The 14,570-nt window shown below is 62.8% G+C and carries 8 protein-coding genes, 1 tRNA gene and 3 rRNA genes; all 12 read left to right on the top strand.

The annotated features are described in order from the left end of the window. Window positions 1-120: 120 nt before the first annotated feature. The 12 genes from topA (at window position 121) to ehuA (ending at window position 14,456) form a co-directional block, all read left to right on the top strand. Window positions 121-3,039: a type I DNA topoisomerase gene (topA, locus tag G4H71_RS08065; RefSeq protein ID WP_072740289.1), complete on the top strand. Its 2,919-nt coding sequence runs from the start codon at window positions 121-123 to the stop codon at window positions 3,037-3,039. 65 nt (window positions 3,040-3,104) lie between these two features. Then, complete coding sequence (locus G4H71_RS08060) at window positions 3,105-4,313, top strand: DNA polymerase III subunit delta' (RefSeq protein WP_072740288.1); 1,209 nt, start codon at window positions 3,105-3,107, stop codon at window positions 4,311-4,313. A gap of 31 nt (window positions 4,314-4,344) precedes the next feature. Beyond that, window positions 4,345-4,417 (top strand) — tRNA-Thr (locus G4H71_RS08055). A 122-nt stretch (window positions 4,418-4,539) separates the two neighbouring features. Next, window positions 4,540-4,998 (top strand): DUF2752 domain-containing protein, encoded by a 459-nt coding sequence (locus G4H71_RS08050; RefSeq protein ID WP_083343058.1) that lies wholly within the window; start codon window positions 4,540-4,542, stop codon window positions 4,996-4,998. Between the two features lie 186 nt (window positions 4,999-5,184). After that, window positions 5,185-5,382 carry a hypothetical protein gene (locus tag G4H71_RS08045; protein WP_072740286.1) on the top strand — a complete coding sequence of 66 codons (198 nt, stop codon included), beginning with the start codon at window positions 5,185-5,187 and terminating at the stop codon, window positions 5,380-5,382. 522 nt (window positions 5,383-5,904) lie between these two features. Continuing rightward, window positions 5,905-7,424, top strand: a 16S ribosomal RNA gene (locus G4H71_RS08040). A gap of 336 nt (window positions 7,425-7,760) precedes the next feature. Continuing rightward, a 23S ribosomal RNA gene (locus G4H71_RS08035) occupies window positions 7,761-10,893 on the top strand. A 130-nt stretch (window positions 10,894-11,023) separates the two neighbouring features. Then, window positions 11,024-11,140: ribosomal RNA gene (gene rrf, locus G4H71_RS08030) — 5S ribosomal RNA — on the top strand. The 16S, 23S and 5S rRNA genes sit together here, the layout of an rRNA operon. Window positions 11,141-11,412: 272 nt before the next feature. Beyond that, a complete protein-coding gene (gene ehuB / locus G4H71_RS08025) occupies window positions 11,413-12,276 on the top strand; it encodes an ectoine/hydroxyectoine ABC transporter substrate-binding protein EhuB (protein ID WP_371843085.1) in 864 nt (287 codons plus the stop codon). A gap of 14 nt (window positions 12,277-12,290) precedes the next feature. Next, window positions 12,291-13,022, top strand: coding sequence for an ectoine/hydroxyectoine ABC transporter permease subunit EhuC (gene ehuC / locus G4H71_RS08020; protein ID WP_072740391.1), 732 nt, complete (start codon window positions 12,291-12,293; stop codon window positions 13,020-13,022). Then, entirely contained in the window at window positions 13,019-13,666 is a 648-nt protein-coding gene (gene ehuD / locus G4H71_RS08015) for an ectoine/hydroxyectoine ABC transporter permease subunit EhuD (protein ID WP_072740390.1), read from the top strand. Before ehuC ends, ehuD begins: the two co-directional genes overlap by 4 nt. Next, window positions 13,653-14,456 (top strand): ectoine/hydroxyectoine ABC transporter ATP-binding protein EhuA, encoded by an 804-nt coding sequence (gene ehuA / locus G4H71_RS08010; RefSeq protein ID WP_072740389.1) that lies wholly within the window; start codon window positions 13,653-13,655, stop codon window positions 14,454-14,456. The genes ehuD and ehuA overlap by 14 nt, the downstream gene beginning before the upstream one ends. Window positions 14,457-14,570 lie beyond the last annotated feature (114 nt).

The raw sequence follows: 14,570 nt of genomic DNA, 5'->3' as shown, positions 1-14,570 counted from the left end.
ACTGATCTGCGAGTATGACAGCGGGATGTGTCACTCTAGTGAGAGGACACCGGCCCGAGAGGCTCGTCCACGGATGTGCCGGACACCCGGCATCGACAGCAGGAAGGCTCGGACTGACAGGTGGCAAAGGGAGACAACGGCAGCGCGCAGGGCACCGCGGGAGCTTCCGCGCAGCGGCGTCGCCTGGTGATCGTCGAGTCGCCGACCAAGGCGCGCAAGATTGCGCCCTACCTGGGCAAGAACTACGTGGTCGAGGCGTCGGTGGGGCACATTCGCGATCTGCCGCGCGGGGCCGCGGACGTACCGGCCAAGTACAAGGGCGAGCCGTGGGCGCGTCTCGGCGTGGACGTCGACCACGACTTCGAGCCGCTGTACGTCGTCAGCCCGGACAAGAAGGGCAAGGTCACCGAGCTCAAGAGCCTCCTCAAGGACGCCGACGAACTCTTCCTCGCCACCGACCCCGACCGTGAGGGCGAGGCCATCGCCTGGCACCTGCTCGAAACGCTCAAGCCGAAGATCCCGGTGCGCCGGATGGTCTTCCACGAGATCACCGAACCTGCCATCCGTGCCGCCGCCGAGGACACCCGCGATCTCGACAGCGACCTCGTCGACGCGCAGGAGACCCGTCGCATCCTCGACCGTCTCTACGGGTACGAGGTCAGCCCGGTGCTGTGGAAGAAGGTCATGCCGAAGCTGTCGGCGGGCCGAGTGCAGTCCGTGGCGACCCGTGTCATCGTCCGGCGCGAGCGCGAGCGGATGGCGTTCCGGTCGGCGTCCTACTGGGACATCGCGGCCACCCTGGACGCCGGTGCCGACGCCAGCCCACGGACGTTCGGCGCCCGGCTGGTCAGCGTCGACGGCTCGCGTGTCGCGGTCGGCCGTGACTTCGGTCCCGACGGCAAGCTCAAGACCGACACGGTCGCGGTACTCGACGAGGCCCGTGCCCGCCGTCTGGCCGAGTCGCTCGCCGGCGTCGACCTCGAGGTCGTCTCCGCCGAGAACAAGCCGTACACGCGCAAGCCGTACCCGCCGTTCATGACGTCGACGCTGCAGCAGGAGGCCGGCCGCAAGCTTCGGTTCACCTCGGAGCGCACCATGCGGATCGCGCAGCGGCTGTACGAGAACGGCTACATCACGTACATGCGTACGGACTCGACCACGCTGTCGCAGTCGGCGATCTCGGCGGCCCGCGCGCAGGCCACCGAGCTGTACGGCGCCGAGTTCGTCCACGGCTCGCCCCGCCAGTACACCCGCAAGGTCAAGAACGCGCAGGAGGCGCACGAGGCGATCCGCCCCGCCGGTGACGTCTTCGCGACACCGGGGCAGTTGCACGCCAAACTCGATACCGACGAGTTCAAGCTCTACGAGCTGATCTGGCAGCGCACCGTCGCCTCGCAGATGGCGGACGCGCGCGGCAACACCCTCACGCTGCGTATCGCGGGGCAGGCCGGTACCGGCGAGGAGTGCGTGTTCTCCTCCTCGGGCCGCACCATCACCTTCGCGGGCTTCCTCAAGGCATACGTCGAGAGCGTCGACGAGGAGGCCGGCGGCCAGTCCGACGACGCCGAGTCCCGGCTCCCGGTCCTCTCCGAGGGCCAGGCCGTCACGGCGACGAAGCTCGATCCGGACGGGCACTCCACCAACCCGCCGGCACGCTACACCGAGGCCAGCCTGATCAAGACCCTCGAAGAGCTGGGCATCGGCCGTCCTTCGACGTACTCGTCGATCATCAAGACCATCCTGGACCGGGGATACGTCTACAAGCGGGGCAGTGCACTGGTCCCGTCGTGGGTGGCGTTCGCGGTCGTGGGGCTGCTCGAGGCGCACTTCGGTCGGCTGGTCGATTTCGACTTCACCGCCGCGATGGAGGACGACCTCGACGAGATCGCCGGCGGCCGTGAGCGCCGTGGCGACTGGCTGAGCAGCTTCTACTTCGGCGGCGACCACGGCGCCGAAGGATCGGTGGCGCGCTCGGGTGGCCTGAAGAAGATGGTCGGCACCAACCTCGAGGACATCGACGCCCGGGTGATCAATTCGATCCGTCTCTTCGACGACGCCGAGGGCCGCGAGGTGCACGTGCGGGTCGGACGCTTCGGCCCCTACCTCGAACGAATGGTGCGCAACCCGGACGACCCGGACGGCGACCCGATCTCGCAGCGCGCGAACCTGCCGGACGATCTGCCGCCGGACGAGCTGACGCCGGAGTACGCGGAGAAGCTGTTCTCCACCCCGCAGGAAGGCCGCAAGCTGGGGGTGGACCCGCTCACCGGTCACGAGATCGTGGCGAAGGAGGGGCGGTTCGGCCCGTACGTCACCGAACTCCTGCCCGAGCCCGAGCCGACACCGCCCGCGCCCACAGCGGAGCCGGACGTGGTGCCGATTCCGGCAGAGGGAACGACCGCGACGAAGGCCCCCGCGAAGAAGGCCGCCAAGAAGGCGACCAAGAAGGCAGCCGGGCCCAAACCCCGGACGGGGTCACTGTTCAAGTCGATGGACCTGTCCACCGTCACGCTCGACGATGCGCTCAAGCTGCTGTCACTGCCCCGCGTCGTCGGCGTCGATCCGGCGTCGAACGAGGAGATCACCGCCCAGAACGGTCGCTACGGCCCGTATCTGAAGAAGGGCACCGACTCGCGCTCGCTCGCCACCGAGGACCAGATCTTCGACATCACCTTGGACGAAGCGCTGAAGATCTATGCCGAGCCCAAGCGTCGCGGCCGTCAGGCCGCGGCCACCCCGCCGCTGCGCGAGCTCGGCGTGGATCCGGTCAGCGAGAAGCCGATGGTGATCAAGGACGGCCGATTCGGCCCGTACGTCACGGACGGTGAGACCAACGCGAGCCTGCGCAAGGGCGACGAGGTGCACTCGATCACCGATGCGCGCGCTTCCGAACTGCTCGCCGATCGGCGAGCTCGCGGTCCGGTGAAGAAGAAGGCGACCAAGAAGGCACCGGCCAAGAAGGCGGCGAAGAAGACGGCAGCCAAGAAGGCGCCGGCGAAGAAGGCAGCGGCCAAGAAGGCGACCAAGAAGTCGTCGTGACGGCGGTGTCGTCGACGGGTCGGTGTTCTCGTCGGCTGGTCGGGGCCCGCGGTTAGGCTGACGCGGTGACGGTATTCGAGCGCCTCGTCGGCCAGGGGCATGTCGATGCCGAGTTGACGACGGCTGCGGCCGCGGCGCGCGGTGCGGATGCCGGCTCGGCGATGACTCATTCCTGGCTGTTCACCGGACCGCCCGGGTCCGGCCGGTCCGTCGCGGCGCTGGCGTTCGCCGCGGCGCTGCAGTGCACCGACGGGTCGGTGGTCGGGTGCGGCGCGTGCCACGCATGTTCCACGACGATGGCCGGCACCCACGGGGACGTGCGGCGGGTGGTGCCGCAGGGTCTCAGTATCTCGGTCGCGGAGATGCGTTCGATCGTGCAGACCGCGGCACGTCGGCCCAGCACGGGCCGGTGGCAGGTCGTCATCATCGAGGACGCGGACCGACTCACCGAAGGAGCGGCAAACGCACTGCTCAAGGTGGTCGAGGAGCCGCCGGACCGCACGGTCTTCCTGCTCTGCGCCCCGACCGTGGATCCGCAGGACATTTCGGTGACGCTGCGGTCGAGGTGCCGGCACGTCCATCTCGTCACGCCGTCGGTGGACGCGATCGCGCAGGTACTGCGGGAACGTGACGGGCTCGACGCCGAGGCCGCGCAGTGGGCGGCCTCGATATCGGGCGGGCACGTCGGGCGGGCCCGACGGTTGGCCACGGATCCGGATGCGCGGGAGCGCCGCCGCAAGGCACTCGCTCTCGCCGACGCGGCGCTGCGCCCGGCGAGCGCATACCTCGCGGCCGAGGAGCTGGTACGGGACGCCGACGCGGAAGCGAAGGAGATCAGCGCCCGCCTCGACGAGCAGGAGACCGACGAGTTGCGTACCGCCCTGGGCGCAGGCGGGACGGGTAAGGGTGCCGCCGGGGCGCTGAGGGGCTCGGCCGGGGTTCTCAAGGAACTCGAACGCCGACAGAAATCCCGCGCCACCCGCACCGGCAGGGACGCTCTCGATCGTGCGCTCGTCGACCTCGCTGCCCTGTACCGGGATGCGCTCGCCTGCTCGTGGGACGCGGATGTGACGGCCAACCATCCGGATGCCGACGATCGCGCCCGGGCTCTTGCATCGCGCACGACGCCCGCGGGACTGCTGACGTGCATCGAGGCCGTACTCGAGTGCCGCGAGGCGATTTCCGTGAACGTCAAGCCGCAGTGGGCCGTCGACGCGATGGTGGCCCGCATCGCGGCGGCTTTCCGGGATCCGTTTTCGCGTTCGGGGGGATGACGCGCTAGACTCGCCACCGCCGAAAGGCGCCGCTGCCTTAGCTCAGTCGGTAGAGCATTTCACTCGTAATGAAAAGGTCGAGAGTTCGATTCTCTCAGGCAGCTCGGACGAAGGCCCCCTCCCGATCGGGAGGGGGCCTTCGCCGTTCCCCCGTCTGTACGCCACCTCCGTCACGTCGCACCTCGCCGTGCTGGCCGCACGTCGGTCCTTCGGGAACACTGGTGCCATGGGCGCACCCGAGGTATCGCAGCGAGTCGGTGCAGTTGCCGCGTTGCGTGTGCCTGCCGCGGTGGCGGGAAGTGCGGTGGCCGCCGCGGCGGTCCTGCGATTCCGCGATCCTCATGTGTCCGGTTCCTACGGTGTCTGTCCGGTGTTCGCGCTGACCGGATTGTGGTGCCCGGCGTGTGGGGGTCTGCGCGCCGTCCACGATCTGACCCGTGCCGATCTGGCGGGTGCGATGTCGAACAACGCCCTGATCGTTCCCCTCCTGGTCGCCGCCGTGGTGGGATGGGCGATATGGGTACGCCGCCGGTGGGTGCGCGCGTCGACCACGCAGGATATTCGCCCGAGCCCGCTGTTCGGGCGGGCAACCGGCATCGTGGCGGGAGGCATCGTCGTCGCCGTCCTCGCCGTATTCACCGTCCTTCGGAACACGCCGTGGGGCAGCTGGCTCGCGCCGGCCTGAACGAAGTGGAGTCCTGATGACCCTGCAGATCTTCTCGCTCGTCGTTCTCCTCGGCGCGGTGGTCGTGCTGATTCCCACCGCCATGCGGGTCTTCCGCAAGGACGATCGGGACCACGACGACCGCTGACCGCCCTCGGCGTGCCGGTTGTCCTCGACATCGCGCGCCCACCGGACCATGCTTTTCCCATGAGCGATTCGTTGAAGGACCGCGTCCGGGAGAAGCTGCTGCGCCAACGCTCCGAGGACGGTGGACGTCCGGTGCAGGAGGCGGAGCAAGGAGATCAGCGTCTGGTGGCGATCGACCGGGATCTGGCCGTGCTGGATCAGGCCGCCGAAGGCGACAAGGTCATCGAGGAACTGGCGGCAAAGTACTGGGTCCCCTGACCTCCTGCAGCGTGCAGTTCCCGGTTTCGGGCGTTGACCAGGCGATTTGGTGATCGCGGCAATGTTCGCGTAACTTATTGCAAGTCAGAGCGACACGGACACCGACTCCCGGCCCCGGCCGGTGAGACAACGAGGTTGGACGAAGGCGCCTGGCCCTGGGTCAGAGACTCTCCTGTAGAGTCGAGACCCGATCCCAGTTACACGAACCTACGGTTGCTTCTTGCGCCCAAGGCGAGTGTGGGATAAGATGGAACGGTTGCCCCGGATCTGCCTTGGTGGGTGGTGATGGTGTGTGCGTGTTCTTTGAGAACTCAACAGTGTGTCGATGAATGTCAGTGCCATTTTTTGGTACTCTGCTTCGGTCTTTTGGGCCGGGGTGGGTATTTGCTGGCTCTTCTCCTTCTTCCGTCGGGGAGGGGTCAGTGTTGTGAATGCTAGTTTGAGTTTTTGTATGCTAGTGATTTGGCTCGATGTGTTTGACTGATTAGCCGGCCCTTTTGGGGTTGGTGATATCTAGAGTCTTCAACGGAGAGTTTGATCCTGGCTCAGGACGAACGCTGGCGGCGTGCTTAACACATGCAAGTCGAGCGGTAAGGCCTTTCGGGGTACACGAGCGGCGAACGGGTGAGTAACACGTGGGTGATCTGCCCTGCACTCTGGGATAAGCCTGGGAAACTGGGTCTAATACCGGATATGACTACCGGCTGCATGGTCTGGTGGTGGAAAGATTTATCGGTGCAGGATGGGCCCGCGGCCTATCAGCTTGTTGGTGGGGTAATGGCCTACCAAGGCGACGACGGGTAGCCGACCTGAGAGGGTGACCGGCCACACTGGGACTGAGACACGGCCCAGACTCCTACGGGAGGCAGCAGTGGGGAATATTGCACAATGGGCGAAAGCCTGATGCAGCGACGCCGCGTGAGGGATGACGGCCTTCGGGTTGTAAACCTCTTTCAACAGGGACGAAGCGCAAGTGACGGTACCTGTAGAAGAAGCACCGGCCAACTACGTGCCAGCAGCCGCGGTAATACGTAGGGTGCGAGCGTTGTCCGGAATTACTGGGCGTAAAGAGCTCGTAGGCGGTTTGTCGCGTCGTCTGTGAAAACCAGCAGCTCAACTGCTGGCTTGCAGGCGATACGGGCAGACTTGAGTACTGCAGGGGAGACTGGAATTCCTGGTGTAGCGGTGAAATGCGCAGATATCAGGAGGAACACCGGTGGCGAAGGCGGGTCTCTGGGCAGTAACTGACGCTGAGGAGCGAAAGCGTGGGTAGCGAACAGGATTAGATACCCTGGTAGTCCACGCCGTAAACGGTGGGCGCTAGGTGTGGGTTTCCTTCCACGGGATCCGTGCCGTAGCTAACGCATTAAGCGCCCCGCCTGGGGAGTACGGCCGCAAGGCTAAAACTCAAAGGAATTGACGGGGGCCCGCACAAGCGGCGGAGCATGTGGATTAATTCGATGCAACGCGAAGAACCTTACCTGGGTTTGACATACACCGGAAAGCCGTAGAGATACGGCCCCCCTTGTGGTCGGTGTACAGGTGGTGCATGGCTGTCGTCAGCTCGTGTCGTGAGATGTTGGGTTAAGTCCCGCAACGAGCGCAACCCTTGTCCTGTGTTGCCAGCACGTAATGGTGGGGACTCGCAGGAGACTGCCGGGGTCAACTCGGAGGAAGGTGGGGACGACGTCAAGTCATCATGCCCCTTATGTCCAGGGCTTCACACATGCTACAATGGCCGGTACAGAGGGCTGCGATACCGTGAGGTGGAGCGAATCCCTTAAAGCCGGTCTCAGTTCGGATCGGGGTCTGCAACTCGACCCCGTGAAGTCGGAGTCGCTAGTAATCGCAGATCAGCAACGCTGCGGTGAATACGTTCCCGGGCCTTGTACACACCGCCCGTCACGTCATGAAAGTCGGTAACACCCGAAGCCGGTGGCCTAACCCCTTGTGGGAGGGAGCCGTCGAAGGTGGGATCGGCGATTGGGACGAAGTCGTAACAAGGTAGCCGTACCGGAAGGTGCGGCTGGATCACCTCCTTTCTAAGGAGCATTCTCTTGTCTCGCTCACACAGTGGTGTGGGGGAGCAAGCAGAGCCCATTACGGACACGCATGTTGTCCGGTGGGAGCTCATGGGTGGAACGCTGACAAGTATTCTCTTCGTTGCTGCCGGCCCGAGTGCTGGTGGGGAAGAGGGTTATATCGATGCACTGTTGGGTCCTGAGAGAACACGTGAGTGTTTCTTCTCTGGATGAGTGACGACGATCAGGGAGTTTCGGTTATACCGCGGGTGGTGGTGACATCACGTGGTCTGGTGGCGGTGGGGCTTTCTGGTTGTGTGTTGTTTGAGAACTGCACAGTGGACGCGAGCATCTTTGTTGTAAGTGTGTAAGAGCGTACGGTGGATGCCTTGGCACCAGGAGCCGATGAAGGACGTAGGAGGCTGCGATAAGCCTCGGGGAGCTGTCAACCGAGCTGAGATCCGAGGATTTCCGAATGGGGAAACCCAGCACGAGTGATGTCGTGTTACCCGCATCTGAATATATAGGGTGTGTGGAGGGAACGTGGGGAAGTGAAACATCTCAGTACCCACAGGAAGAGAAAACAACAGTGATTCCGTGAGTAGTGGCGAGCGAAAGCGGATGAGGCTAAACCATGGGTGTGTGATAGCTGGCAGGCGTTGCACTCGTGGGGTTGTGGGGCCTTTCTTCCCGTTACTGTCATGACGGGCGAGAGTAAGAAACCGAGTTGTTAGTCGAAGTGGTCTGGGACGGCCTGTCGTAGAGGGTGAGAATCCCGTAGACGAAAACATCTCGGCTCTCGTGAAGGGTTCCCAAGTAGCACCGGGCCCGTGAAATCTGGTGTGAATCTGTCGGGACCACCCGATAAGCCTGAATACTCCCTGGTGACCGATAGCGGACTAGTACCGTGAGGGAAAGGTGAAAAGTACCCCGGGAGGGGAGTGAAATAGTACCTGAAACCGTGCGCTTACAATCCGTCAGAGCCTGTGCCACTTCGGTGGGTGGGTGATGGCGTGCCTTTTGAAGAATGAGCCTGCGAGTTAGTGGCATGTCGCGAGGTTAACCCGTGTGGGGTAGCCGTAGCGAAAGCGAGTCCGAATAGGGCGTTTGAGTGGCATGTTCTAGACCCGAAGCGGAGTGATCTACCCATGGCCAGGGTGAAGCGACGGTAAGACGTCGTGGAGGCCCGAACCCACTTAGGTTGAAAACTGAGGGGATGAGTTGTGGGTAGGGGTGAAAGGCCAATCAAACTCCGTGATAGCTGGTTCTCCCCGAAATGCATTTAGGTGCAGCGTCGCGTGTTTCACTCTGGAGGTAGAGCTACTGGATGGTCTAGGGGGCCCACAAGCTTACCGAAATCAGCCAAACTCCGAATGCCAGGGTGTGAGAGCGCGGCAGTGAGACTGCGGGGGATAAGCTTCGTAGTCGAGAGGGAAACAGCCCAGATCGCCGGCTAAGGTCCCTAAGCGTGTACTAAGTGGAAAAGGATGTGGGGTCGCGAAGACAACCAGGAGGTTGGCTTAGAAGCAGCCACCCTTGAAAGAGTGCGTAATAGCTCACTGGTCAAGTGATCCTGCGCCGACAATGTAGCGGGGCTCAAGTACACCACCGAAGCCGCGGCACTCACACAATAGCCCGCCTTCCCTTTGCGAGGGTTGGCCAGGTGTGTGGGTGGGTAGGGGAGCGTCGTGCAGCCAGGGAAGCCACAGAGTGATCTAGTGGTGGAGGCTGTGCGAGTGAGAATGCAGGCATGAGTAGCGAAAGAAGAGTGAGAAACTCTTCCGCCGAATGACCAAGGGTTCCTGGGCCAGGTTAATCCGCCCAGGGTGAGTCGGGACCTAAGGCGAGGCCGACAGGCGTAGTCGATGGACAACGGGTTGATATTCCCGTACCCGTGTGAACGCGCCCCTGGTGAATCAGTGATACTAACCATCCTGAAGCGTCTTTACGCCCCTTCGGGGGCCCTGGACGTGGATGCATGGGACCTGATCTGGTAGTAGCCAAGCGATGGGGTGACGCAGGAAGGTAGCTGAGCCAGTCAGTGGTAATACTGGTGTAAGCGTGTAGGGAGTGTCCCAGGTAAATCCGGGGCGCACATATCCTGAGACGTGATGCGTAGCCGATTGAGGCGAATTCAGTGATCCTATGCTGCCGAGAAAAGCCTCTAGCGAGCTTTCACATGGCCCGTACCCCAAACCGACACAGGTGGTCAGGTAGAGAATACCAAGGCGATCGAGATAACTATGGTTAAGGAACTCGGCAAAATGCCCCCGTAACTTCGGGAGAAGGGGGGCCTCGGCTGGTGATCACCCTTGCGGTGTGAGCTGGTTGGGGCCGCAGAGACCAGTGAGAAGCGACTGTTTACTAAAAACACAGGTCCGTGCGAAGTCGTAAGACGATGTATACGGACTGACGCCTGCCCGGTGCTGGAAGGTTAAGAGGACCGGTTAGTTCCCTCGGGAGCGAAGCTGAGAATTTAAGCCCCAGTAAACGGCGGTGGTAACTATAACCATCCTAAGGTAGCGAAATTCCTTGTCGGGTAAGTTCCGACCTGCACGAATGGCGTAACGACTTCTCAGCTGTCTCAACCATAGACTCGGCGAAATTGCATTACGAGTAAAGATGCTCGTTACGCGCGGCAGGACGAAAAGACCCCGGGACCTTCACTATAGCTTGGTATTGGTGTTCGGTTCGGTTTGTGTAGGATAGGTGGGAGACTGTGAAGCGGGCACGCCAGTGTTCGTGGAGTCGTTGTTGAAATACCACTCTGATCGTATTGGACCTCTAACCTCGGACCATGATCTGGTTCAGGGACAGTGCCTGGTGGGTAGTTTAACTGGGGCGGTTGCCTCCCAAAATGTAACGGAGGCGCCCAAAGGTTCCCTCAGCCTGGTTGGCAATCAGGTGTCGAGTGCAAGTGCACAAGGGAGCTTGACTGTGAGACTGACAAGTCGAGCAGGGACGAAAGTCGGGACTAGTGATCCGGCACCGGCATGTGGAAGCGGTGTCGCTCAACGGATAAAAGGTACCCCGGGGATAACAGGCTGATCTTCCCCAAGAGTCCATATCGACGGGATGGTTTGGCACCTCGATGTCGGCTCGTCGCATCCTGGGGCTGGAGTAGGTCCCAAGGGTTGGGCTGTTCGCCCATTAAAGCGGCACGCGAGCTGGGTTTAGAACGTCGTGAGACAGTTCGGTCTCTATCCGCCGCGCGCGTTAGAAACTTGAGGAAGGCTGTCCCTAGTACGAGAGGACCGGGACGGACGAACCTCTGGTGTGCCAGTTGTTCCACCAGGAGCACTGCTGGTTGGCTACGTTCGGAAGGGATAACCGCTGAAAGCATCTAAGCGGGAAGCCTGTTCCAAGATGAGGTTTCTCTCCCCCTTTGAGGGGTTAAGGCCCCCGGCAGACTACCGGGTTGATAGGCCAGAACTGGAAGCGCAGTAATGTGTGGAGGTGACTGGTACTAATAGGCCGAGGGCTTACCACAAAGGTGTTACGCGTCCACTGTGCGGTATCTGAAACAACACACAGATACCCCCATCTACTTGCTCTGTCCCCACGGTGACGTGGGAGACGGGTGCAGGTGTGTAGGGGGTGTGTGGATAGTTTCATAGAGTTACGGCGGCTATAGCGGAGGGGAAACGCCCGGTCCCATTCCGAACCCGGAAGCTAAGCCCTCCAGCGCCGATGGTACTGCACTCGACAGGGTGTGGGAGAGTAGGACACCGCCGTACAATCCGTTACCGGTAGCCCCCGACCTCATGGTCGGGGGCTACCGGCATTTCCGGACCATTCATCGCGCGTGAGGGCGGTCAAACTTCCTGGACGCGAGCACGATTCGGACACGGCTCGGCCTGTCGACATGAGATAGTCCTTAACCCTGCGTAAGGTAACGCGGGCAGATCCGTTTGGATCGTGCCCGGCGCGGTGCGCATCCTCCTGGATCGTCATCAAGATGACGAAGGAGAAACTAGTGACAGGCAAGATTTCGAGTAGGCGTTCGACCCTGCGGGCTACTGCCGTTCTACTCGGTGCGGTCGTCGCGGCGGGCTCCGTCGCCGGCTGTACCAGGACCACCACCGACTCCGACGAGCCTCTGCTCGATCAGTTGCAGGACCGGGGCTCGGTCACGGTCGGGTTCGCAGGCGAGGCCCCGTACAGCTTCATGGACGACGGTCAGTTGACCGGCGCCACGGTGGCACTGCACCGGGAGATCTTCGGAAACCTCGGCATCGATACCGTCGAGGGAGTCAATGCGGACTTCGGCGCCCTCATCCCGGGTCTGCAGGCCCGTCGCTTCGACGTGGTCAGCGCCGGCATGTCGATCCTGCCACAGCGGTGCGAGCAGGCCGCATTCAGCGAGCCGGAGTTCAACTACACGACGGCGCTGATGGTGCCGACCGGTAACCCGCAGAATCTGACGGACATGGAGTCGGTCCGCGACAGCGGCGCCCGCATGGTCGCCATGACCGGTGCCATCGAATCCGATTACGCCCAGGATCTGGGCATCGACGCAACCCAGGTCGCCACGCCGCAGGACGGCATGGACGCGGTCGTCAACGGGCGCGCCGATGTGTTCGCACTGACCGGCATCTCGCTGAACTGGCTGGCCCAGAACAATCCCGACGCGCCGATCGAGGTCACGCCGTCCTTCGTGGCCGTGATCAACGGTGTTCCGCAGGTCGGTGCCGGCGGTACCGTGTTCCGCACGGACGACGCCGCACTCCGGGACGCCTACAACGAGGAGTTGAAGAAGATCACCTCGGACCGGGACAAGTACCTGTCGATCGTGGGTGAGTACGGATTCACCGAGGCGGAACTGCCCGATCCGGAACTGACGACCGCCGACCTGTGTGAAGGGGTCGGCTGACCCGGGGCCTGATCGTGAAAGACAATATCGACGCCTTTCTGAATGCGTGGCCGCAGATCCAGAACGGCATCATCATCACCCTCGAGCTCACCGCGGGAGGGGCGCTGCTGGCGTTCCTCCTCGCGGTGGTGCTCGGCCTCTCGGTGCGGGTGAAGAATGTTCTGGTTCGCGGTACCGCCCGTGTGTTCATCGAATTCTTCCGCGGCACGTCGCTGCTGGTGCAGTTGTTCTGGCTGTTCTACGTCATGCCGTTGCTCGGATACCAGATCGAGCCGCTGGTGTGCGGAATACTCGCACTGGGCTTGAACTTCGGTGCATACGGTGCGGAGGTGGTCCGGGGCGCGGTCAATGCCGTCCCGCAACCGCAATGGGAAGCCGCTACGGCCCTGAATTTCACTCACGGGCAACGGCTCCGACGAATCATCCTCCCCCAGGCGTGGGCCGAGATGATCCCGCCACTGACCAACCTACTCATCCAGCTGGTCAAGGGAAGCGCGCTGGCCAGCTATATCCTCCTGCAGGACTTGACCTTCGAGATCGGTGAGCTGCGAAAGTCCACCGGGGACACGATGTTCGCGTTCGGGGTCGGACTGATCATCTACTTCGTGATCGGCTATCTGCTCACTCTGTTGATGAACGCGCTCGAAGTGCGGGCGAAGAATCGCCTGGGCACCGGTCCGTCGCTCCGCGAGATCTTCAGTCTCGCACCGAACGAACTGGCCGGAGAGGGGGTGCGTACCCGATGACCGTGCAATGGAGTTGGGAGCGGGCGTTCGACGCACTCCCGGTCTTGCTCGACGGATTCAAGATCACCTTGCTGGCCACCGTTCTGGCGTTCATCATCGGCGCGGTGCTGGGTCTGGTCATCGCGATCATCCGTCGCACGTTCCCTCGGTGGATCAGTCTGCCCGTGCGCGCGGCGGCCGAGTTCATCCGGTTGACACCGGTCGTCGTGCAGCTGCTGTTCGTGTACTACCTCTTCACGGATTTCTCGGCACTGCAGATCGGTGTCGTCGTTCTGGGCGTGCACTATTCGACGTACATGGCGGAGGTGTACCGGGCCGGCATCGAGGCGGTCCCGAAGGGGCAGTGGGAGGCGGCTCGCGCTCTGTCACTGCCACCGGGGCGAACCTGGCGAGCGGTGATCCTGCCGCAGGCCATACGCCGAGTCGTTCCCGCATTGGGCAACTGCGCCATCTCGTTGTTCAAGGACACCCCCTTCCTCTTCGCCATCACGGTCGTCGAACTGGTGACTGCGGCGCAGCAGTTCGGCGCTCGGAACTTCCAGTACCTCGAGCCGCTGACACTGGCGGGTGTGATCTTCCTGATCGCCAGCTACCCGACATCGGTTCTCGTCAGACGATTGGAGAAGCGCCTTGCCTACTACTGAGACGAGCGAGACGAGCGCACAGCCCAAGGTCCGCTTCGACGACGTCGTCAAGCGGTTCGGTCAGAACGTCGTACTCGATCATCTGAACTTCGACGTCGCCCAGGGGGATCGAGTCACGCTCATCGGGCCCAGCGGGTCCGGGAAGACCACGATCCTGCGGCTGTTGATGACGCTCGAGACGATCAACGAGGGTGTCATCTGGGTGGACGGCAAGCCGCTCACCCATCAGGACAAGGGCGGAAAGCTGGTCCCGGCGTCCGAGAAGCACCTCCGGGAGATGCGTACCAAGATCGGAATGGTGTTCCAGCAGTTCAACCTGTTCCCGAACATGAACGTGCTCGAGAACATCACCGAGGCGCCGGTTCACGTCCTGGGGATGAGCAAGGATGCCGCGGTGACGCGGGCGCGGGAACTGCTGGACATGGTGGGGCTCGCGGAGAAGGAGTCCGAGCATCCGACGCGACTGTCCGGTGGTCAGCAGCAGCGGGTGGCGATCGCCCGGGCGCTGGCGATGGACCCGGACATCCTGCTGCTGGACGAAGTGACGTCGGCGCTCGATCCGGAACTGGTGGCGGATGTCCTCGACGTGTTGCGCGACATCGCCCGCACCACGGACATCACCATGCTCATCGTGACTCACGAGATGCATTTCGCTCGGGACGTCTCGAACCGCGTGCTGATGTTCGACGCCGGCCGGATCGTGGAGGAGGGCACGCCCCAACAGATCTTCAGCGACCCGCAGAACGAACGCACGCAGAGCTTCCTCAAGGCGGTCCTCGCCGCCGACTGATCTCCTGGGTGAAGGTGGCCTTCGACCGGTCAGACCGGTCGAAGGCCACCTTCACCCATGTCAGGGGGAGGAGACGAGAAGACAAGGGGGGCGGGTGGCGGCGGAGGAGGGCGG

The organism is Rhodococcus triatomae (genome assembly GCF_014217785.1).
Taxonomy (GTDB): Bacteria; Actinomycetota; Actinomycetes; order Mycobacteriales; family Mycobacteriaceae; genus Rhodococcus_F; species Rhodococcus_F triatomae.
Note: the sequence above shows the minus strand (reverse complement) of the source record. Positions and strands in the feature narration are given on the sequence as shown.

What these genes read in the sequence shown, in the direction of transcription:
- G4H71_RS08050 (WP_083343058.1), top strand. Translation starts at nt 4,540, where the DNA reads ATGGGCGCACCCGAGGTATCGCAGCGAGTCGGTGCAGTTGCCGCGTTG.
- G4H71_RS08045 (WP_072740286.1), top strand. Translation starts at nt 5,185, where the DNA reads ATGAGCGATTCGTTGAAGGACCGCGTCCGGGAGAAGCTGCTGCGCCAA.
- ehuD (WP_072740390.1), top strand. Translation starts at nt 13,019, where the DNA reads ATGACCGTGCAATGGAGTTGGGAGCGGGCGTTCGACGCACTCCCGGTC.